A 21,156-nucleotide genomic window follows, 5' to 3' on the forward strand; every position below is an offset into this window, starting at 1 on the left:
TGGCCGTCGTGGCCCTCTGGGAGCGCGTGCGCGGCCTGCTGCGCAGCAACGACGAACTGGCCTCGGCCGACCGGCACCGCCTCGCCGAGGACATCGGCGCGGACGCGATCGGGTCCTGTGTCGACCGCAGCCGCGTGACCGTGCGCGGCACGATCGACGTGCTCACGGTCAGCCCCCGCCAGGACACCCCGTGGCTGGAGGCGGAGCTCTCCGACGGTACCGGCCGGGTCACGCTGATCTGGATGGGGCGCCACGAAATCGCGGGCATCGAGGCGGGCCGCGAACTGGTGGCCCGGGGCCGGATCTCGATCGACGGCGGCGTCCGGCGCCTCTACAACCCCGACTACGAGCTGCTCTGAGCCCGGACGGTCAGTCGACCGGGTCCTCGTCGTCCTCCTGGACGACCCGCTCCCGCTGCACGCCCGGGGCCAGGAAGTGCGCGAGCTCCAGCTCGGCCTCGGGCTGGACGACGAACAGCAGCTCGTCCTCGCCCTCGAGGGCGGCGTCGGCCCGCGGCGGCTGCGCGGTGCCGTCGCGGATGATCGCGACGAGGACGGCGTCCCCGGGGAACTCGAGGTCGGCCAGCCGGCGCCCGACGGTGGGGCTGTCGGTCGGGAGGGTCATCTCGACCAGGTTGGTGCGCCCGCCGCGGAAGGCGAAGAGGCGGACCAGGTCGCCGACCGTCACGGCCTCCTCGACCAGCGCGCACATCAGGCGCGGGGTCGAGACGGCCACGTCGACGCCCCAGACGTCGTCGAACATCCACTCGTTGCTGGGGTGGTTCACCCGCGCCACGGTGCGGGGGACCGCGAACTCGGTCTTGGCCAGCAGGCTGTGCACCAGATTGGCCTTGTCGTCGCCGGTGGCCGCGATCGCCACGTCGTAGCGGTCGATGCGGGCCTCCTCCAGGGAGTCGACCTCGCAGGCGTCGGCCAGCAGCCAGGCGGCGCCGGGCACCGAGTCGGGCTTGATCGCGTTCGGGTCACGGTCGATGAGGAGGACCTGGTGGTCGTTGGCGAGCAACTCGCGGGCGATGGAGCGGCCGACGTTCCCCGCCCCGGCGATGGTCACGCGCATGGGGTCTCCTAGATCCTGACGGGGGGCTCGGCGAGCAGGCCCTCGATGCGGGGCACGTCCTCGTTGGTGGCGGCGATGTAGAGCATGTCGCCGTCCTGGAGGATGGTCGTCTCGGAGGGGATCATGCCCTGCCCGAAGCGGCTCAGGAACGGGATGCGGGCCCCGAGGGCCGCCTCGATCGCCGTGACGCGCTGCCCGACCCACTCGTCGTGGGCGCCCAGCTGGATGAGCCGGACCTGGCCGGACGGGTCGCGCCACTGCGGCTCCGACCCCTCGGGCAGCAGCCGGCGCAGCACCTGGTCGGCCGCCCAGCGCACGGTCGCGACCGACGGGACGCCCAGGCGTTCGTAGACCTCGGCCCGGCCCTGGTCGTAGATGCGGGCGACCACGTTGTTGAGGCCGTAGGTCTCGCGCACGACGCGCGCGGCGAGGATGTTGGAGTTGTCACCGGAGGACACCGCGGCGAACCCGTCCGCCTCGCGGATGCCGGCCGCGACGAGCACCTTGCGGTCGAAGCCGATGCCCTTCACCGTGCGCCCGTGGAAGTCGGGCCCCAGCCGCCGGAACGCGTCGGCGTCCTGGTCGATCACGGCCACGGAATGGCCGCGTCGCTCGAGGGCCCGGGCCAGGGACGAACCCACGCGACCACAACCCATGATGACGATGTGCACAGGCGTAGAGTGTACCCCGTGAACCTCACGGACGCCGTGAAGCGTCTGCTCGTCGGGCGCAAGCTGGCGAGCAACCAGTTGGGCGAGACCCTCCTCCCCAAGCGCATCGCCCTGCCGGTGTTCGCGTCCGACGCGTTGTCGTCGGTCGCCTACGCCCCCGACGAGATCCTGCTCACCCTGAGCCTGGCCGGCGTCGCCGGATTCGTCTTCTCCTGGCCGATCGCCCTGGGCGTCGCGCTGGTCATGTTCGTCGTCGTGCTGTCCTACCGGCAGACGGTGCACGCCTACCCGTCCGGCGGCGGCGACTACGAGGTGGCCACGGTCAACCTCGGCCCGAACGCTGGGCTGACCGTGGCGTCCGCCCTGCTGGTCGACTACGTGCTGACCGTCGCGGTGTCGGTGAGCTCGGGGGTGCAGAACGCCAAGGCACTGGTCCCGTTCATCGTCGGCCACGAGGGCCTGGTCGCCGCCGTGCTGATCCTGGTGCTGATGGCGATCAACCTCCGCGGCGTGCGCGAGTCCGGGACGCTGTTCGCGATCCCCACCTACGGCTTCATGGTCGCCGTGCTCGGCATGATCGTGGTCGGGCTCGTCCGCATCCTCGTGGTGGGGGAGCCGCTGGCCGCGCCCACCGCCGGCTACGACGTCGTCGGTGACCCCTTCTACTCCCAGCTCGAGGGCTTCGCGCTCGTCGCGCTGCTGGCCCGCTCGTTCTCGTCGGGCTCGGCGGCCCTGACCGGCGTCGAGGCGATCAGCAACGGCGTGCCCGCCTTCCGCGAGCCCAAGAGCCGCAACGCCGCCACCACCCTCGGCCTCCTCGGCCTGGTCGCGATCACGATGCTGGGCGGCATCATCGCCCTGGCCAACCTGACCGGCGCCAAGATGGTCGACGAGCACGCCGGCGTGGTGTTCACCCAGGGCGGCGTGGTGGTCGAGGGGCACCAGGAGACGGTGATGGCCCAGCTGGCGATGACGGTCTTCGACGGGTTCGAGCCCGGCTTCGTGTTCGTCATCGTGATGACGATGATCATCCTGTTCCTGGCGGCCAACACCGCCTTCAACGGGTTCCCGGTGCTGGGCTCGATCCTCGCCCGCGACGGCTTCCTGCCCCGGGCGCTGCACACCCGCGGCGACCGCCTGGCCTACAGCAACGGCATCATCCTGCTGGCGCTGGCCGCCGTCGGCCTGGTGCTCGCGTTCAACGCCAGCGTGACCGCGCTGATCCAGCTCTACGTGGTGGGCGTGTTCGTCTCCTTCACCGTCAGCCAGCTCGGCATGATCCGGCACTGGACCCGCCACCTCTCCGTCGAGACCGACCCCGCCGAGCGGCGCCGCAAGCAGCGCTCGCGCGCGATCAACGCCGTCGGCCTCACCTTCACCGGCACGGTGCTCGTCATCGTGCTCGCCAGCAAGTTCATCTACGGCGCCTACCTCGCCGTGCTCGCCATGGCGCTGCTGTTCGTGACGATGAAGGCCATCAGCCGGCACTACGACAAGGTCGCCCGCGAGACGGCGCTCGACCAGTCCGAGGCCCACACGCTGCCGAGCCGGGTCCGCGCGGTCGTCCTCGTCATGGAGCTCAACAAGCCCGCCCTGCGCGCGATCAACTTCGCCCGCGGCAGCCGGCCCAGCAGCGTCGAGGCCGTCACGATCGCCGTCGACGACGACCAGGTCCGCGCGATCCGGCACGCCTGGGACGAGCTGGACCCGGGCGTCCCGCTCAAGGTCGTGGCCTCGCCGTTCCGCGAGGTGGTCGGGCCGTTCCTCACCTACGTGAAGGGGCTACGCTCGGGCAACCCGCGCGACATCGTGATGGTCTACATCCCCGAGCTGGTCGTCGGCCACTGGTGGGAGCGCCTGCTGCACAACCAGACCTCCCTGCTGGTCAAGACCCGCCTGGCGTTCATGCCCGGCGTGGTCACCACGGCGGTGCCGTACCAGCTCGCCTCGTCGCGCTACGCGATCGAGCGGGCCGAGCGCGACGACGCCGCCGAGTGGCGCCGCCCCGGTACCGGCACCGTGCACTCGGGGGCATCTCTCGATGACTGAACCGGGGCAGTGGGCGGTCGGCGACCGCCTCGAGCGTGTGCGGGTGAACCGCATCGCCCACGGCGGCCACTGGGTGGCCCGCGTGGACGGGCGGGTCGTGTTCGTCCGGCACGCCCTCGAGGGCGAACTCGTCGACGTCGTCGTCACCGGCCTGGCCAAGCGGCACGCGCTGGCCGATGCGGTCGCCGTGCACGAGTCCAGTGCGCACCGGGTGACCCCGCCCTGCGCCATCGCGGCCGTCTGCGGCGGGTGCGACCTCCAGCACGTCGCGGTCGCCCACCAGCGCGAGCTCAAGCGGCAGGTCGTGGCGGAGCAGCTGGCCCGGCTGGCCGGCCTCGACTGGGACGGCACCGTCGAGGCCCTCGATCCCGACGACCTCGGCTGGCGCACGCGGATGCGCTACCACCGGGGGCCGGAGGGCTGGGGACTGCGGGCCAGGGCGTCCCACGAGGTGGTGCCCCTGCCGGCGTCGGGGTGCCTCATCGCGGCCCCCGACCTCCGGACGCCGCGGGCTGCGGTCGGTGCCGCCACCGCCGACGGCCCGGTCTGGGTGACCCCGGGCGAGGAGCTGGTCGTGCGGGAGCGCGCGGCGGGGCACGACTGGGCAGTCCGCGCCGACGGGTTCTGGCAGGTTCACCCGCGAGCCGCCGACACCCTCGTGGACGCCGTGCTGGCCGGGCTGGCGCCGCGGGCGGGGGAGCGCGCGCTGGACCTGTACTGCGGCGTGGGCCTGTTCTCCGGGGCGCTGGCGGACGCCGGCGTCCGGGTCACCGGGGTGGAGGGCGGCCGCGACGCCGTGGACCTGGCCCGCCGCAACGTGCCCGGGGCCCGCTTCCACGCCGGCTCGGTGGACCGGGTCCTGCGCCGCCTGACGGGCCGGACCGACCTGGTCGTCCTCGACCCGCCGCGGGTCGGGGCGGGCAGGGCGGTGGTCGAGGACGTGTGCGCGCGGCGTCCGCGGGCCGTCGCCTACGTGGCGTGCGACCCCGCGGCGCTGGCGCGCGACCTGGCCACGGCCCGGGCGTGCGGGTACGAGCCCGACTCGATCCGGGCGTTCGACCTGTTCCCGATGACGCACCACGTCGAATGCGTCGCGATCCTGCGCCCCGTGCAACAGGCGGCCACCGCTGGGTGAGCGACGGGCCGCTGGCTAGGGTGGTCGCGGAGGTTGAAGCATGTCCCACGTCGAGGCCCGCTGCCCGTTGAGGCCGGCGGACAAGTGCTCCCTGTGCCACCCCGGCGCCGACGGCCCGCACAACTGCGGTCTGGTCTACCTGATGATGAACGACGACGAACTGCGTGCCGTCTACGCCGAGGAGCGTCGCCGCGCGCGCGAGAGGCGGTCGGGGGCGTAGGCTCGGGTCCGAAACAGCAGACACCGCGAGGACGGGGGTGCTAGTATCTCGATGTCGAGATATCTGCTGGACAACGTCGAACAGGAGAGGTACGCATGAGCGTCAACAGTTTCGGTGCCAAGACCACCCTTCAGTCCGGGGGCAAGGACTACGAGATCTTCCGCGTCGACGCCGTTGAGGGCTCGGAGTCCCTGCCCTACAGCCTCAAGGTGCTGCTGGAGAACCTCCTGCGGACCGAGGACGGCGCCAACATCACCGCCGACCAGATCAGGGCGCTCGGCGCCTGGGTCGCGGACTCGGAGCCCACCGAGGAGATCCAGTTCACGCCCGCCCGCGTGATCATGCAGGACTTCACGGGTGTCGCCTGCGTCGTCGACCTGGCCACCATGCGCCAGGCCGTCGCCGACCTCGGTGGCGACCCCGACAAGGTCAACCCGCTCGCCCCGGCCGAGATGGTCATCGACCACTCCGTCATCGCCGAATACTTCGGCACCCCCGACGCCCTCAAGCTGAACGTCGACGTCGAGTACCAGCGCAACAACGAGCGCTACAAGCTGCTCCGCTGGGCGCAGGGCGCCTTCGACGAGTTCAAGGTCGTCCCCCCCGGCACCGGCATCGTCCACCAGGTCAACATCGAGAACCTGGCCCGCGTGATCTTCCCGCGTGAGGTCAACGGCGTGCTGCAGGCCTACCCCGACACCTGCGTCGGCACCGACTCCCACACCACCATGGTCAACGGCCTCGGCGTCGTCGGCTGGGGCGTGGGTGGCATCGAGGCCGAGGCCGCGATGCTCGGCCAGCCCATCTCCATGCTGATCCCGCGCGTGGTGGGCTTCAAGCTCTCCGGCAAGCTCAACGAGGGCGTCACCGCCACCGACCTGGTGCTCACCATCACCGACATGCTGCGCCAGCACGGCGTGGTCGGGAAGTTCGTGGAGTTCTACGGCCCCGGCGTCTCCCAGGTGCCGCTGGCCAACCGCGCCACGATCGCCAACATGTCGCCCGAGTTCGGCTCCACCATCGCGGTGTTCCCGATCGACTCCAAGACCACCGACTACCTGCGCATGACCGGCCGCACCGAGGAGCAGATCGCCCTGGTCGAGGACTACGCCAAGGCGCAGGGCCTGTGGCACGACGACGACCGCGAGCCCCGCTACTCGGAGTTCATGGAGCTCGACCTGTCCACGGTCGTCCCGAGCATCGCCGGCCCGAAGCGTCCGCAGGACCGCATCGAGCTGAGCAAGTCGAAGGAGAGCTTCAACGACTACCTGCCGAGCTACACCTCGAACCCGACCGCGTCGATCCCGGTGACCCTGGCCGACGGCCGCGAGTTCGAGCTGAAGAACGGCGCCGTGACGGTCGCCTCGATCACCTCGTGCACCAACACGTCGAACCCGTCGGTCATGCTGGGCGCCGCCCTGGTGGCCAAGAAGGCCTACGAGAAGGGCCTCAAGCCCAAGCCGTGGGTCAAGACCACCGTCGCCCCGGGCTCGCAGGTCGTCACCGACTACTACAACAAGTCCGGCCTCCAGCAGTACCTGGACGCCCTCGGCTTCAACACCGTCGGCTACGGCTGCGTGACCTGCATCGGCAACACCGGCCCGCTGATCCCCGAGGTCTCCAAGGCGGTCAACGACAACGACCTGGCCGTCACCGCGGTGCTCTCCGGCAACCGCAACTTCGAGGGTCGCATCAGCCCCGACGTCAAGATGAACTACCTCGCCTCCCCGCCGCTGGTCATCGTGTACGGCCTCGCCGGCACCATGGACATCGACCTGGCCAACGACCCGATCGGCCAGGACGAGCAGGGCAACGACGTGTTCATGGCCGACATCTGGCCGAGCCAGGCCGAGATCGACGAGGTCATCAACTCCTCGATCAGCGCCGAGATGTTCGCCACCCGCTACGCCGACGTGTTCAAGGGTGACGACCGCTGGCAGAACCTCGAGACCCCCGAGGGCAACCTGTTCGAGTGGGACGAGGCCTCGACCTACATCCGCCGCGCGCCGTACTTCGACGGCATGCCCGAGACCCCGGCCCCGGTCGAGGACGTGTCGGGTGCCCGCGTGCTGCTGAAGCTCGGCGACTCGATCACCACCGACCACATCTCCCCGGCCGGCTCGATCAAGTCCGACGTCCCCGCGGGCCAGTACCTGGTCGGCCACGGCGTCGAGCGCAAGGACTTCAACAGCCTCGGCAGCCGCCGCGGCAACCACGAGGTGATGATCCGCGGCACCTTCGCCAACGTGCGCCTGCGCAACCAGGTCGCCCCCGGCACCGAGGGTGGCTACACGCGCAACTTCCTCAAGGAGGGTGGCCCGGTCGAGTTCGTCTACGACGCCTCGATGGACTACCAGGCCGCCGGCGTCCCGCTGGTCGTCCTGGCCGGCAAGGAGTACGGCTCCGGCTCGTCCCGTGACTGGGCGGCCAAGGGCACGACCCTGCTGGGCGTCAAGGTCGTCATCGCCGAGTCCTACGAGCGCATCCACCGCTCGAACCTCATCGGCATGGGCGTCCTCCCGCTGCAGTTCCCGGCCGGCCAGTCGGCCGACTCCCTGGGCCTCGACGGCACCGAGACCTTCTCGTTCACCGGCATCACCGAGCTGAACGACGGCACCACGCCGAAGACGGTCAAGGTCGTCGCCACCAAGGAGAACGGGGAGGTCGTCGAGTTCGACGGCGTGGTCCGCATCGACACGCCCGGTGAGGCCGACTACTACCGCAACGGCGGCATCCTGCAGTACGTGCTGCGGAACCTGCTCAAGGGCTGATCCCGCCGAGCCCACGAGGCCCGTCCCCGACCGGGGGGCGGGCCTCCTGCCGTCTAGACTTCGGTGACGATGAGCGAGATCAGAATGCGCGTGGCCGAGGCGCCCGTCGGCGGGGCCAGGATCGCCTGGTCGTACCTCGCCACCCTCGTCGCCGTCCTGGTCGCCGGCCTGTTCTGGGCGATGTGGTCGCCGTTCGGGGCGACGGTGTGCGGCGACGGCGAGGACGTGCTGTGCATCCTGGGCTGGGGGAGCGCTGGGGCGATCCTCGGCGCGGTCGCCGGGCTGGGCCTGGCCGCGTTCGTGTTCCGGCTGGGCTGGGAGTGGTGGGCCGTCCTGGCCGCCCTCCTCCTGGGCTCCCCGTTGTGGTTCGACACCGTCCCGGACTGGCTCCGCGTCGTCGTGGCGGTCCTGGCCCCGGCGCTGGCGGCAGCGGCGACCTGGTCGGGCCCGCGGCGTCCGGCCTGGCGGCCGTGGGTGGTCGCCGCCCTGGCCGTGGCGGTCGTGGTGCTCGGCCTGCTCAGCATCCTGCTCTGAACCGACCCCGCTGTTGACCGGCGCCCACTGCGATCCTAGAATCGAACCCCCGTTCGAAGGAGGCTGCGGTGGCGGTGGGGTGGAGCTCTTCCCACGCGCACGGCTTCGGCCGGTACACGCGGGGGAGCCGGGGCGCCGTCCGCAGGGGCGGACGCGGTTCCCGGGCGAGGTGACCGGGTACGTCCCGCCGGGCTGGCCCGAGGGCGTCCGGCCGCCGCACACCGATGGGTGGGAGGACACGGCGGCCGCCTTCCTGCTCGACTGCTGCCCGGCCGAGTACCGCGGGTACGCGGTGCTGCGCCGCCACCCCGTGATCCTGGCCCGGTTCGCCGTCGCGCACGTCGAGTCGCAGGTGCAGGCCTGCCGCGACGGGATCGGCGGGGTGCGCGCCAGCCTCGGCCCGTTCGTGGGGCCGGAGGCGCTGGAGGCCGCGCTGGCGGCGTGGCACGAGCAGGCCGAGCTGCTGCGCCGGCGTCGACGCGAGGTCGGCCTCGTCGAGGAGGCGCTGCGCGGCCAGGTGTTCGTGCGCAAGCTGTGACCCGGCCGCGCCCAGGTGCAGGAGGGCGGTGGAGGCCCGGGAGGCTAGAATCGACCCCATGTCGTTCCTGGAGGCGGTGCACGGCCCGCGCGACCTGCGGGCGCTGAGCGCACCGCAGTTGGCCGAGCTGGCCGACGAGATCCGCACCTTCCTCGTGCGCAGCGTCAGCCGTACCGGGGGGCACCTCGGCCCCAACCTGGGCGTGGTCGAGCTGACCATCGCGCTGCACCGGGTGTTCGACTCGCCCCACGACCCGATCGTGTTCGACACCGGCCACCAGAGCTACGTCCACAAGGTCCTCACCGGCCGGCAGGACGGCTTCGCCTCGCTGCGCCAAAAGGGCGGCCTGTCGGGCTACCCCAGCCGCGCCGAGAGCCAGCACGACTGGGTGGAGAACTCCCACGCCACCACGAGCCTGTCCTGGGCCGAGGGCATGGCCAAGGCGTTCCGCCTGCGCGGGGAGGACCGGACGGTCGTCGCCCTCATCGGTGACGGGGCGCTGACCGGCGGCATGGCCTGGGAGGCCCTGAACAACATCGCGGTCGAGAACGACCTCAAGCTCGTGGTCGTGGTCAACGACAACGGCCGCTCCTACACCCCGACCGTCGGCGGCATCGCCACCCACCTGTCGACTCTGCGCACCGACCGCCGCTACGAGCCGACGCTGAAGCAGATCAAGCAGCGCGTGCGCTCGGCGCCCGTCATCGGCGGCCCGCTGTACGACCTGCTGCACGGCTTCAAGACCGGCGTGAAGGACATCCTCGCCCCGCAGGGCATGTTCTCCGACCTCGGCATCAAGTACGTCGGCCCGATCGACGGCCACGACATCGGCATGATGGAGCGCGCCTTCGAGGCCGCCAAGAACTTCGACGGGCCGGTGCTCGTGCACTGCATGACCGTCAAGGGCAAGGGCTTCCGCGCGGCGGAGGAGCACGAGGCCGACCGGTTCCACGCCGTGGGCCTGATCGACTCCGAGACCGGGGAGCCGCTGACCGCCAACCCGAAGCGGACGTGGACCGACGCGTTCCGCGACGAGATCGTCACCCTGGCCCGCGAGAACGCCGACATCGTCGGCATCACCGCGGCCATGCTGCACCCCGTGGGCCTCGACGCGCTGGCGCGCGAGTTCCCCGACCGGGTCTTCGACGTCGGCATCGCCGAGCAGCACGCGGTCGGCTCGGCCGCGGGCCTGTCCAAGGGCGGACTGCACCCGGTGGTCGCGATCTACGCCACCTTCCTCAACCGCGCCTTCGACCAGCTGCTGATGGACGTCGCGCTGCACAAGCAGGGCGTCACGTTCGTGCTCGACCGCGCCGGCATCACCGGCCCCGACGGCGCCAGCCACCACGGCATGTGGGACACCTCGCTGCTGACGATGGTGCCCGGGCTGCACCTGGCCGCGCCGCGCGACGAGCAGCGCCTCGTCGAGGCGTTGCGCACGGCCGTGGGCATCCACGACGCCCCGAGCGTGGTGCGCTACTCCAAGGACCCGCTGCCCCCCGAGCTCCCCGCGCTGCGCTCCCACGGCGGGGTCGACGTGCTCGCCAGCCCGCCGGACTCCCGCGTCCTGCTCGTCGCCCACGGCGTCTTCGCGCACCTCGCGGTCGACGCCGCCACGCGGATGTCGGCCCAGGGCGTCCCGTGCGCGGTCGTGGACCCGGTGTGGGCCCTGCCGGTCAACCCCGCGCTCGTCGAGCTGTGCGGCGCGGCCGACCTGGTCGTCACGCTCGAGGACGGCGGAGTCAGCGGCGGCCTGGGTGCCGCGCTCGCGCTGGCCTGTGGCCGGGCCGGGGTCTGGACGCCCCTGCGCCACCTCGGGGTGCCGCAGCAGTTCCTCGACCACGCCAGCCGCGGTGAGGTCCTCGAGGAACTCGGCCTGACGGCACAGGACGTCGCCCGCACCGTCGTGGAGTGGGCGCTGGAGTGCTCGGTCAGAGCAGCGGGGTCACCACCGGGACGACCAGCTCCCGCTGCCACGGCCTGACGCCCTCGACGGCCCAGAACGCGTCCACCGACGCCTCGGTCACCGGGGCGGGCGGCTCCCACGCCAGCCGGCGCAGCGCGTCGGGGGCGATGAGGTTTTCCACCGGCAGCTGCAAGCGCTCGGCCAGCTCGACGGTCGCGGGGCGCAGGCGTGCCCACCGGTCGGCGGCGTCGGGGAAGCGCGTCGGCCAGCCCTTCGGGTGGGGGATCCCCTCCGCCGGCGGCCGCCGTGGCGGCAGCTCGGCCTTGGGCACGGCGAGGCCGCGTTCGAGCGCGGCCAGCCAGTTGGTCTCGTAGCGCTGGGCCTGGCGCCAGCGGAAGCCGTCCACGGCGCGCAGCGCCTCCCGGGACGCCTCGAAGCCCGCCGCCTCGGCGCGCACGGCGATCCCGGAGATCGCCCGGTCGTTGAGGATCCGGCCCGGCGACTTGTCGAGCTTCTGGGCCAGGGCGTCCCGCTCCTGCCAGAGTTCGCGGACGACGGCCAGGCCGCGGGGCGTCCGGACGTCGTGGGTGCCGGAGGTGCGGCGCCACGGGTCGGTGCGCTGGGTCGGGGCATCGCCGGCGTGGAGGACGAGGTGCTCGAACTCCTGGGCGGCCCACTCGGTCTTGCCGGCGGCCTCGAGCTCGGCGGCCACCCAGTCACGCAGCGGGACCAGCAGTTCGACGTCGAGGGCGGCGTAGACCAGCCAGTCCTCGGGCAGGGGGCGGCGCGACCAGTCGGAGGCGGAGTGCTCCTTGGCCAGGGTCTTGCCCAGGGCGCGCTCGAGCAGGGACCCAAGCGCCACGCGCGGAAGGCCCAAAAGGCGGCCGGCCAGCTCGGTGTCGAACAGCCGGCGGGGGAGCATGTTCACCTCGGCGAGGCTGGGCAGGTCCTGGCTGGCGGCGTGCAGGATCCACTCGGCGTCGCCGACGGCGTCGGCGATCGCGGAGAGGTCGGCGCGCTCGCCGTCCTCGGCGAACGCGATCGGGTCGACGAGGTGGGTGCCCGCGCCCTCGCGGCGCAGCTGGATCAGGTAGGCCCGGCCGGTGTAGCGGAACCCGTGCGCGCGCTCGGTGTCGACGGCCAGCGGGCCGGAACCGGCCGCGAGCGCGTCGATCGTGGCCTGCAGCGCCTCGGGCGTGCGCACGACCGGGGGGACGCCGTCGGCGGGCCGGGACACCAGCTCGGGGGGCGGGCCCTCGACCTCGACGGGGTCGGTCTCGCGCGGGGTCTGCTCGCTCACCGGCGTCGCCGCCCCGTGCGGTGCAGGGGGATCGGGACGACGCCGTCGGGCAGCAGCGGCAGGCCCGACACCATGCACAGCAGGTCCTGCCAGGCCTCGACGTGGGTCAGGATCTCGTCGCCGCGGGTGAGCACAGGCGTCCACGACGCGCGGATCTCGACCTCGGCCTTGTCGGGGTCGCCCTCCATCGAGCCGAACGACTTGCTCGAGACGGCCGTCACGGTGCCGCTGGGTGCGGCGTAGTCGGCGCCGCGGCGCTCCAGCGCGTCCTGCAGCCACGACCAGCCGACCTCGGCCAGCAGCGGGTCGGCGGCCATCTCGGGGTCGACGCTGGCGCGCGCGAACGTCACGCAGCGGAAGGTGCCCTCCCACGCCGGGTTGCCGTCGGGGTCGTGCAGCAGCACGAGGCGTCCGTTGCCGACCTCCTCCTCGTCGGAGTCGACGTCGGCGGCGATGGCGGCGGCGAACGGGGCGATGCGCTGGGGGGCCGGGATCTCCTCGACGGTCAGCTCGGGGCGCCAGACCATGCCGAGGAGCGAGGCTGCTGCCTCGTCGAACAGGTCTGACTGCGGTTTCCCCAGGGCCACGCCCCTCAGGCTAGGTGTCGGACGCCCCCGGCTGCGGGTGGCGCGCCGGTCAGGCCGGCGGCTGGTGGACCAGGCAGATGGAGTTGATGCAGTAGCGCAGGTCGGTGGGCGTCTCGTAGCCCTCGCCCTCGAACACGTGGCCGAGGTGGCTGTCGCACGCGGCGCAGCGCACCTCGATGCGGGGGCGTCCGGGCAGGGAGTCGTCGCGCAGGTACCGGATGCGGTCGTCGCCGGCCGGCGCGTAGAAGCTGGGCCACCCGCAGTGGGAGGCGAACTTCTCCTCGCTGGTGAACAGCTCGGCGCCGCAGCCCTTGCACGCGTAGGTGCCGGGCTCGCTGAAGTGCTCGTACTCGCCCGTGCCCGGGCGCTCGGTGCCGCCCTCGCGCAGGACCTGGAACTCGAACGGGGTCAGCACCTCGCGCCACTGCTGCGGCGTGCGGTCGACCTTCGGCGTCTGGGTCATGGGTTCCTCCTGTGGGACAGGAGGCCCAGACTACGCGGAGAACGCGATGGCGCAGTCGGACTGGGTCGCAGCCGGAACCTCCGGGGCCTGGAAGTTGCCCTCCTCGTCGAAGGGGAGCAGGTCCATCGCGGCGAAGGCGTAGCGGGCCAGCACCAGCTCGGCGACCTCGGGCGCCGAACCCAGCGGGTCGGACACCGCGACGGCGCCGATGCGGCGCGCCTGCTCGGCCTGCACGGCCCAGCGCTCGTCGCCGGCCATGAAGAACGACCCGACGGCGATGTGGCGGCGGCCCTGGCTGCGGAGGCCCTGCATCGCCTGGGCGACCGAGGGACCGGAGCCGTCGGCGACGGCCGTGAGGCAGGGGAGCCGGTGGTGGGTGGACCACTGGCGGGCGCGGCGGGCCAGCAGGGCGGTGCCGCGGACGTCGCCGGTGGTGGAGGACGACAGGATCAGGCCGTCGAGCTCGAGGACGCGGGCGGCTGCCAGGGCGGCGCGCAGGCGGGTGTCGAGCAGGGCCAGCAGGGACGCCTCGGGGCCGATCGGGCGGGCGACGCTGATGCGGAGGCCGGGGTGCTGCTGGGCGGCCCGGGCCACGATGCCGCTGAAGCGGGGGTCGACCTCGATCGCGTGGGTGAGGTCGAGCGGGACGATCACCGTCTCGCGGACGCCGCGGGCGGCGAGCTTGTCGAGGGTCTGGGTGACCGAGGGGAGGCACGAGTCCAGGAAGGCGACGCTGCTGTCGACCTCGGGCCGCATGCGGCTCAGCTCGGTCTGGAGCGCCTGCGCGACGCGCACGACGCGCTGGTCTCGGCTGCCTTGGGCAGCCATCACGAGGGTGGGTGCGGTCATCGCCGTTCCTCCGTCGTTGCTAGCTGGTGGGACGGCGTCCTTGCCGCTTTCGACGTGGTCATCCTGACTGAAAAGTTGAGGGAGTGCCAATTCGAGTGTCCCATACAGCGGACACTGCGGCCGCATGCTGAGATTTCAAGCGGTGGCAAGGGGTGATGTGTTTGCCCGGAGTTGCACGGCGGGTGGTCCCGGGAACGAGAAAACCCGCCCCGGGTGGACCCTGGGCGGGTTTTCGTCGCGGTGGGCGATACCAGACTTGAACTGATGACCTCTTCGGTGTGAACGAAGCGCGCTACCAACTGCGCCAATCGCCCGCGGAGGAACACGATAGCCGAAGCCCCGCCGGTGTGCGAAATCGTGGGCCGACCCCACCGGGGCGCGCGTCCGTTTTGCAAAGCGCCGAACGATCCGTATATGGTGTTCCACGCCCCGAACGGCCCCGGTCGCTCGGCAAGCACGCGGACGTGGCTCAGCTGGTAGAGCATCACCTTGCCAAGGTGAGGGTCGCGGGTTCGAATCCCGTCGTCCGCTCGGAGAGGGCCTGAAGCCTCCAGCAGGCCGGGTACTTTTCCCCGGTGGAGTGGCCGAGAGGCGAGGCAACGGACTGCAAATCCGTGTACACGGGTTCAAATCCCGTCTCCACCTCGGGCGGTTGGCGCAGTTGGTAGCGCGCTTCCCTGACACGGAAGAGGTCATCAGTTCAAGTCTGGTACCGCCCACCAAGCAGAAGGCCCCGGCAGCAGCCGGGGCCTTTACGCTGTCCGCCATGGGCACCGAGGTCGGCCAGCAGCACTTCAGCCGTGAGCAGCGCCAGCAGTACCGGCACAAGGTGCTGGCGTGCCTGGACGTGCTGGAGGAGATGCTCCACGCCGGGGCGTTCACCGAGGAGGCCCACCGCACCGGGCTGGAGATCGAGCTGAACCTCGTCGACGCCGACCACCAGCCGAGCTTCGCCAACGCCGAGGTGCTGGAGGCGATCGCCAACCCGGAGTTCCAGACCGAGCTCGCGCGGTTCAACATCGAGTTCAACGTCCCGCCCGGCGACATCGCCGGCACCCACCTGCTCGACCTCGAGGCGTCCCTGCGGGCCTCGCTCAACGAGGCCGAGCGCCGCAGCACGGAGTCGGGCAACCACATCGTGATGACCGGCATCCTGCCCACGGTCATGCCCGAGCACTTCCAGGGCGACTGGATGAGCGGGAACACCCGCTTCGCGGCCCTCAACGACGCGATGCTGGCGGCCCGGGGGGAGGACATCCACCTCGACATCGAGGGGCCGACGGGGGAGCGGCTCGACGCCTTCGCCGACTCGCTGGCCCCCGAGAGCGCCTGCACGTCGGTGCAGTTCCACCTCCTGGTGGCCCCGCGCGAGTTCGCCCGCGCGTGGAACGCCGCGCAGGTGCTGGCTGGCCCCCAGCTGGCCCTGGGCGCGAACTCGCCGTTCGTGTTCGGCCACCGCCTCGACGCCGAGAGCCGCATCGCGGTGTTCACCCAGGCCGCCGACACCCGCCCGGTCGAGTACGCCAACCAGGGCGTCCGGCCGCGGGTGTTCTTCGGCGAGCGCTGGATCACCTCGATCTTCGACCTGTTCGAGGAGAACTCCCGCTGGTTCCCGGCGCTGCTGCCCGAGATCTCCGACGAGGACCCGCGCGCGGTCTTCGCCGCCGGCGGCACCCCCGAGCTGGCCGAGCTCAAGCTGCACAACGGCACGATCTACCGCTGGAACCGGCCCGTCTACGACGTCGTCGGCAACAAGGCGCACGTGCGGCTGGAGAACCGGGTGCTGCCCGCGGGTCCGACCATCGCCGACACCCTGGCCAACGCCGCGTTCTACTACGGGGCGCTCAACCGGATGGCCCGCGACGACCGCCCGGTCTGGACCCGCATGGCGTTCCGCAGCGCCCACGACAACTTCGACGCCGCCGCCCACCAGGGCATCGACGCCGACCTGTTCTGGCCCGGGCTGGGGGAGACCCCGGCCAGCGAGCTGGTCCTGCGCCACATCCTCCCGGTCGCCCAGGCGGGGCTGGAGGAGTGGGGCGTCGACGGCGCGGCCATCGACCGCTACCTCGGCATCATCGAGGGCCGGTGCCTGTCGGGCGTGAACGGGGCCGACTGGCAGGTGCGCTGCGTCGAGGCCCTCGAGGCGCGCGGGATGTCGCGGCGCGACGCGCTCACCGCCATGACGGTGGCCTACGCCGAACGCATGCACACCAACGACCCGGTGCACACGTGGGACCTGCCCTGACGGTCCCTCAGGCTGTGAACCACAGCGCCTGGTAGGGGCGCACGGGCAGCACGTCGGTGGCCAGGTTCCAGCGGTGGCCGCCCAGCAGTTCGGACGCCTCGCGGCCCAGCACGTCGCCCACCACGGCGGCGGGGAGCGCGACCTCGCCCTCGGAGACGTTGTACACCTGCACCATCGGCCCCAGAGGGTGGTCGCGGCGCAGCACCAGCAGGCGCGGGTCGGGGCTGGGCACGACCCGGCTCTCCACCGAGGCGTGCAGGTGCGGCGTCGACCTCCGGACGGCCAGGACGTGGCGCAACCCGGCCAGGATGCGTCCCGACGGGGACGCCGGGTCGGCCTCGGCCGCGGCCACGGCGGCCCAGTCCATGCGGGGGCGGTGCACCCAGCGGTTGTCGTCGTCGTGGCCCGGCTCGTCGGCCCAGCCGGCGTCGTTGAGCATCCCGACCTCGTCACCCATGTAGAGCAGCGGGACGCCGCCGAACCCCGCGATGACTGCGTGCAGCAGCAGGATGCGGGCCACGGCGTCGTCGATCCGGCCCGGGTCGCCGGCCGCCAGGGCAGTCTCCAGCCCCGCGAGGCTGGCCAGGGTGCCGCTGATCCGGCGGTCGCCGGTGGCGGGGTTGTGCTGGAACACCAGCCCGCGCGCGAAGGAGCCCGGCGCGAGGCCGGCGTAGAAGTCGGACAGGAACGCCCGGTGGGCGAAGCCGTCGAGGCCCACGGCCGCGGCGTCCGCGTCGGTGACCGCCCAGCCGATGTCGTCGTGGCAGCGCACGTAGGTGCCCCACGTGGTCGTCGTCGGCTTGGGGGCGAACCGGCCGAGGGCCACCTCGGTGAGGCGGGTGTCGCGGGAGGCCAGGGCGCTCCACAGCTGCACCATCAGGGAGTTGTGGTAGGCCATGTCGGAGACCCGGCCGTGGTGCTCGCCCACGCCGAGGTAGGGCAGCAGGTCGTCGGGGCCGACGATCGCCTCGGCCTTGAACGCGACCCCGGGCGCGGCGACGCGCACGGCCTGGCGCAGCGCGCGGGTCAGGTGGTGCACCTCGGGCTGGTTCTGGCACGAGGTGCCCATCCGCTTCCAGATGAACGCGATGGCGTCCAGGCGCAGCACCTCGACGCCGGCGTTGGCGAGGTGGCAGATGATGTCGAGGTACTCGCAGAACACGTCGGGGTTGGCCCAGTTCACGTCCCACTGCCAGGCGTTGAAGGTGGTCCACACCCAGGCGCCGAGCTCGTCGTCGAAGGTGAAGTTGCCGGGCGCGAAGTCGGGGAACACCTCGGGCAGGCTCGCCTCGTACGCGTCGGGCAGCCCCCGGTCGTCGAAGGCGAGGAAGTAGTCGCGGTAGCGCTGCTCGCCCGCCCGGGCGCGGCGGGCCCAGTCGTGCTCGGCCGCGACGTGGTTGAGCACGAGGTCGACCTCGAGGCAGATGCCCCGCTCCCGCAGCCGGGCGGTGAGGGCCCGCAGGTCGTCCATGGTGCCGAGGTCCTCGCGCACGGCGCGGTAGTCCATCACGGCGTAGCCGCCGTCGTTGGGGCCCGGGCGCGGGCGCAGCAGCGGCATCAGGTGCAGGTAGGTGACGCCGAGCCCGGCGAGGTGGTCGAGGTGCTCGCCCACCCCTGCGAGGGTGCCGGCGAACCGGTCGGCGTAGGCGACGTAGCCGACCTGGCGGGGGTCCTGCAGCCAGTCCGGCGCCAGCAGGCGGCGCTCGTCGAGCTCGCGCAGGTCGGCGGGGCGGGCGTCGAGGGCGGCCCGCACGAGGCCGCGCACCCGCTCGGTCACCTCGGGTCCGCGCTCGCCGTAGACGGCCGTCAGGGACGCTTCGACCTCGGGCCCGAAGCGCTCCCAGCGGAGGCGGAACGTGGTGTCGACGGAGCAGGACATCGGCGGGCCCTTTCTGCGCGCAGGATCGGGTCCCAGCTTGGCAGATCCACCCGGCGCGGGCGAGTCAGCGACGGACGCCGAGGCGTCCACGCCGATCGCCGTCGCCCCGGGGTGCCGCTCCAGCAGCCGGGCCAGGTCGCGGCCGGTGCCGCAGCCGGCGTCCAACACCTGCTCGTCGCCGGAAAGGCCGAGCCGGTCCACCACCCCCTCGCCCCACGCGACGTGGGGCAGGGGCAGGCGGTCGTAGGTGGCGGCGTCCCAGCTGCGTGTCACCGCTCCACGGTACCGCCGGCGGATGCGGCAGAATGTGGGGGTCCGACCACGAAAGGAACCACCCGTGAGTGCCTCGATCACCGTCATCCGCCCCGACGCGCGCGAGACGAGGACGTTCGAGACCACCGCGACCGGCCTCGACGTGTTCGGGAACGACCGCAGCGTGGTGGCCATGCGTGTCGCCGGCGAGGTCCTCGACCTGCACCGCGAGCTGCCCGACGGCGCCGAGGTCGAGCCGGTCCTGGTCACCGAGCCCGACGGCCTGTACATCCTGCGCCACTCGGCCGCGCACGTCGCCGCCCAGGCGGTGCAGAACCTGCGCGCCGACGCCAAGCTGGGCATCGGCCCGCCCATCACCGACGGCTTCTACTACGACTTCCTCACCGAGCCGCTCACGCCCGAGGACCTTGCCGCCCTCACCAAGGACATGGGCCGCATCGTGAAGGAGCGCCAGCGGTTCGTCCGGCGCGCCGTGGGCGACGACGAGGCCCGCGTGGAGCTGGCCGCAGAGCCCTTCAAGGTCGAGCTGATCGGCCTGAAGGGCAACAGCGGCGACGCCGAGGGGGCCTCCGTCGAGGTCGGGGCCGGCGAGCTCACGATCTACGACAACGTACGTCGCGACGGCTCGGTCGCCTGGAAGGACCTGTGCCGCGGCCCGCACGTGCCGCACACCGGCTACCTCGGCAACGGCTGGGCCCTGACCCGCACGTCCGCGGCCTACTGGCGCGGTGACCAGGCCAACGCCCAGCTGCAGCGCCTGTACGGGACCGCGTGGGCGTCCAAGGAGGACCTGCAGGCCTACCAGCACCGCCTCGAGGAGGCCGCCAAGCGCGACCACCGCAAGCTCGGCACCGAGCTGGACCTGTTCAGCTTCCACGAGCTGGTCGGCTCGGGCCTGCCGCTGTTCCACCCGCGCGGCGGCATCATCAAGCGCGCGATGGAGGACTACGTCCGCCAGGCCCACATCGACCACGGGTTCGACTACGTCGGCACCCCGCACATCGCCAAGGAGGACCTGTTCTACACCTCCGGCCACCTCCCGTACTACGCCGACGGCATGTTCCCGGCGCTGCTGGAGGACGCCGAGCGCGACGAGCAGGGCAACCTGGTCAAGGGCGGGCAGGCCTACCGCCTCAAGGCGATGAACTGCCCGATGCACAACCTGATCTTCAGCGCCCGGGGCCGCTCCTACCGCGAGCTGCCGCTGCGCTTCTTCGAGTTCGGGACGGTGTACCGCGACGAGAAGTCCGGCGTGGTGCAGGGCCTCACCCGCGTGCGCTCGATCACGCAGGACGACTCGCACAGCTACTGCGCCAAGGAGCAGGCCCCCGACGAGGTGCGGCACCTGCTGGGCTTCGTGCTGAAGCTGCTGCGCGACTTCGGCATGGACGACATCGTGCTGGAGCTGTCGACGCGCGACGAGGACGGCAAGAAGAAGGACAAGTTCATCGGGTCCGACGAGCAGTGGGCCGAGGCGACCGCGATCCTGGAGCAGATCGCCGCCGAGTCCGGGCTCGAGGTCGTCCCCGACCCGGGTGGCGCGGCCTACTACGGGCCGAAGATCTCGGTGCAGGCCAAGGACGCCATCGGCCGGACCTGGCAGATGTCCACGATCCAGTACGACTTCAACCAGCCGGAGCGCTTCGGCCTGGAGTACACGGCGTCCGACGGCTCGCGCCAGCAGCCGGTGATGATCCACTCGGCCAAGTTCGGCTCGATCGAGCGGTTCATGGGCGTGCTGATCGAGCACTACGCGGGCGCGTTCCCGGCGTGGCTCTCGCCGGTGCAGGTCGTGGCCGTGCCGGTCGCCGAGGCGTTCAACGAGTACCTCGGCGGCGTGGTCGAGCAGCTGCGCGCGGCGGGCGTCCGGGTCGATCTGGACGACTCTGACGACCGCTTCGGCAAGAAGATCCGCAACGCGGCCAAGGAGAAGGCGCCGTTCATCATCATCGCCGGCGGCGAGGACGTCGAGGCGGGTGCGGTCTCCTTCCGCTTCCGCGACGGCACGCAGCGCAACCAGGTGCCGGTCGCCGACGCGGTGGCCGAGATCACGGCCTGGATCGCGTCGCGCCGCAACGACAGCCCGACCGCCGCCGAGGGGGATCGGGGATGACCACCGAGCGTCCCCAGGGGCTGGCGGGCGTCCCCGACGCCTTCCAGCGCCTCTGGACGCCCCACCGGATGGTGTACATCGACGGTGAGAACAAGCCGTCGGACGCCGGCGAGGCCTCGTGCCCCTTCTGTCGCGCCCCCGGGCGCGAGGACGCCGACGGCCTGGTCGTGCACCGCGGCACCACCTGCTACGTGGTGATGAACCTGTACCCCTACAACCCGGGCCACCTGCTCGTCTGCCCCTACCGGCACGTGTCGGCGTACTCCGACCTCGACGAGGCGGAGACGGCCGAGTTCTCGGCGCTGACCCAGGAGGCCATGCGGGTGCTGGGGGACGTGTCGCACCCGCAGGGGTTCAACATCGGCATGAACCAGGGCACGGTCGCCGGCGCCGGGATCGCGGCGCACCTGCACCAGCACGTGGTGCCCCGCTGGCAGGGCGACTCCAACTTCATGCCCGTCGTGGCCCGCACGCGTGCCCTGCCCCAGCTGCTCGAGGACGCCCGCGCCCTGCTGGCGCGGCGCTGGGCGGACGGGGCCTGAG

18 protein-coding genes and 4 tRNA genes are annotated in these 21,156 nt (G+C 72.0%); 14 read left to right on the plus strand and 8 right to left on the minus strand.

The features are described 5' to 3' along the window. The first annotated feature begins 8 nt into the window (after nt 1–8). On the plus strand, nt 9–359 hold the full coding sequence (locus tag J4N02_RS07840) for an OB-fold nucleic acid binding domain-containing protein (protein ID WP_243760906.1): 351 nt from the start codon (nt 9–11) through the stop codon (nt 357–359). Nucleotides 360–369: 10 nt separating this feature from the next. Here the strand turns inward: J4N02_RS07840 and J4N02_RS07845 are convergent, their stop codons facing one another. Next, nucleotides 370–1,077, minus strand: coding sequence for a TrkA family potassium uptake protein (locus J4N02_RS07845; RefSeq protein ID WP_182816036.1), 708 nt, complete (start codon nt 1,075–1,077; stop codon nt 370–372). A gap of 8 nt (nt 1,078–1,085) precedes the next feature. Further along, on the minus strand, nt 1,086–1,733 hold the full coding sequence (locus tag J4N02_RS07850; RefSeq protein ID WP_188334385.1) for a TrkA family potassium uptake protein: 648 nt from the start codon (nt 1,731–1,733) through the stop codon (nt 1,086–1,088). A gap of 33 nt (nt 1,734–1,766) precedes the next feature. On the opposite strand from J4N02_RS07850, the gene J4N02_RS07855 reads away from it, so the two are divergent. The 7 genes from J4N02_RS07855 (at nt 1,767) to dxs (ending at nt 10,979) form a co-directional block, all read left to right on the plus strand. After that, complete coding sequence (locus J4N02_RS07855) at nt 1,767–3,797, plus strand: APC family permease (RefSeq protein ID WP_182816032.1); 2,031 nt, start codon at nt 1,767–1,769, stop codon at nt 3,795–3,797. After that, nucleotides 3,790–4,932, plus strand: a complete 1,143-nt coding sequence (locus J4N02_RS07860; RefSeq protein ID WP_182816030.1) for a class I SAM-dependent RNA methyltransferase — start codon at nt 3,790–3,792, stop codon at nt 4,930–4,932. Before J4N02_RS07855 ends, J4N02_RS07860 begins: the two co-directional genes overlap by 8 nt. A 40-nt stretch (nt 4,933–4,972) precedes the next feature. Then, on the plus strand, nt 4,973–5,152 hold the full coding sequence (locus J4N02_RS07865) for a DUF6767 domain-containing protein (RefSeq protein WP_182816028.1): 180 nt from the start codon (nt 4,973–4,975) through the stop codon (nt 5,150–5,152). 95 nt (nt 5,153–5,247) lie between these two features. After that, nucleotides 5,248–7,923, plus strand: a complete 2,676-nt coding sequence (gene acnA / locus J4N02_RS07870) for an aconitate hydratase AcnA (protein ID WP_182816026.1) — start codon at nt 5,248–5,250, stop codon at nt 7,921–7,923. Between the two features lie 69 nt (nt 7,924–7,992). Next, nucleotides 7,993–8,457, plus strand: a complete 465-nt coding sequence (locus J4N02_RS07875; RefSeq protein WP_182816024.1) for a hypothetical protein — start codon at nt 7,993–7,995, stop codon at nt 8,455–8,457. Between the two features lie 169 nt (nt 8,458–8,626). After that, a complete protein-coding gene (locus J4N02_RS07880) occupies nt 8,627–8,995 on the plus strand; it encodes a hypothetical protein (RefSeq protein WP_188334382.1) in 369 nt (122 codons plus the stop codon). A 58-nt stretch (nt 8,996–9,053) separates the two neighbouring features. Further along, nucleotides 9,054–10,979 (plus strand): 1-deoxy-D-xylulose-5-phosphate synthase, encoded by a 1,926-nt coding sequence (gene dxs, locus J4N02_RS07885; RefSeq protein ID WP_182816020.1) that lies wholly within the window; start codon nt 9,054–9,056, stop codon nt 10,977–10,979. On the opposite strand, the gene J4N02_RS07890 is transcribed toward dxs, so the two are convergent. The 5 genes from J4N02_RS07890 to J4N02_RS07910 form a co-directional block, all read right to left on the minus strand. After that, nucleotides 10,927–12,201, minus strand: coding sequence for an HRDC domain-containing protein (locus J4N02_RS07890; RefSeq protein WP_182816018.1), 1,275 nt, complete (start codon nt 12,199–12,201; stop codon nt 10,927–10,929). The genes dxs and J4N02_RS07890 overlap by 53 nt on opposite strands. After that, nucleotides 12,198–12,788 carry a DUF3000 domain-containing protein gene (locus tag J4N02_RS07895; RefSeq protein ID WP_243760907.1) on the minus strand — a complete coding sequence of 197 codons (591 nt, stop codon included), beginning with the start codon at nt 12,786–12,788 and terminating at the stop codon, nt 12,198–12,200. Before J4N02_RS07895 ends, J4N02_RS07890 begins: the two co-directional genes overlap by 4 nt. 49 nt (nt 12,789–12,837) lie before the next feature. Next, the gene (gene msrB, locus J4N02_RS07900; protein WP_182816017.1) at nt 12,838–13,251 is read right to left on the minus strand and encodes a peptide-methionine (R)-S-oxide reductase MsrB; all 414 of its coding nucleotides are present in this window, start codon (nt 13,249–13,251) and stop codon (nt 12,838–12,840) included. Between the two features lie 30 nt (nt 13,252–13,281). Further along, nucleotides 13,282–14,100, minus strand: a complete 819-nt coding sequence (locus J4N02_RS07905) for a sirohydrochlorin chelatase (RefSeq protein WP_182816015.1) — start codon at nt 14,098–14,100, stop codon at nt 13,282–13,284. 241 nt (nt 14,101–14,341) lie between these two features. Next, nucleotides 14,342–14,414: transfer RNA gene (locus tag J4N02_RS07910), tRNA-Val, on the minus strand. 144 nt (nt 14,415–14,558) lie between these two features. Here J4N02_RS07910 and J4N02_RS07915 point away from each other — a divergent pair. From J4N02_RS07915 to J4N02_RS07930, 4 genes are all read left to right on the plus strand, one after another. Then, nucleotides 14,559–14,631: transfer RNA gene (locus tag J4N02_RS07915), tRNA-Gly, on the plus strand. A 43-nt stretch (nt 14,632–14,674) separates the two neighbouring features. Further along, a tRNA-Cys gene (locus tag J4N02_RS07920) sits at nt 14,675–14,745 on the plus strand. Between the two features lies 1 nt (nt 14,746). Then, a tRNA-Val gene (locus J4N02_RS07925) sits at nt 14,747–14,822 on the plus strand. Nucleotides 14,823–14,866: 44 nt separating this feature from the next. Then, complete coding sequence (locus J4N02_RS07930; RefSeq protein WP_182816013.1) at nt 14,867–16,348, plus strand: glutamate--cysteine ligase; 1,482 nt, start codon at nt 14,867–14,869, stop codon at nt 16,346–16,348. A 7-nt stretch (nt 16,349–16,355) separates the two neighbouring features. On the opposite strand, the gene J4N02_RS07935 is transcribed toward J4N02_RS07930, so the two are convergent. Continuing rightward, nucleotides 16,356–18,227 (minus strand): alpha-amylase family protein, encoded by a 1,872-nt coding sequence (locus J4N02_RS07935; protein WP_182816217.1) that lies wholly within the window; start codon nt 18,225–18,227, stop codon nt 16,356–16,358. A gap of 337 nt (nt 18,228–18,564) precedes the next feature. Between J4N02_RS07935 and thrS the strand changes: the two genes are divergently transcribed. Beyond that, nucleotides 18,565–20,613, plus strand: coding sequence for a threonine--tRNA ligase (gene thrS / locus J4N02_RS07940; RefSeq protein WP_375539368.1), 2,049 nt, complete (start codon nt 18,565–18,567; stop codon nt 20,611–20,613). Continuing rightward, nucleotides 20,610–21,155, plus strand: coding sequence for an HIT domain-containing protein (locus J4N02_RS07945; protein WP_182816009.1), 546 nt, complete (start codon nt 20,610–20,612; stop codon nt 21,153–21,155). The genes thrS and J4N02_RS07945 overlap by 4 nt, the downstream gene beginning before the upstream one ends. The last annotated feature ends 1 nt before the right edge of the window (nt 21,156 follow it).

The organism is Propioniciclava sp. MC1595, from assembly GCF_017569205.1.
Taxonomy (GTDB): Bacteria; Actinomycetota; Actinomycetes; order Propionibacteriales; family Propionibacteriaceae; genus Propioniciclava.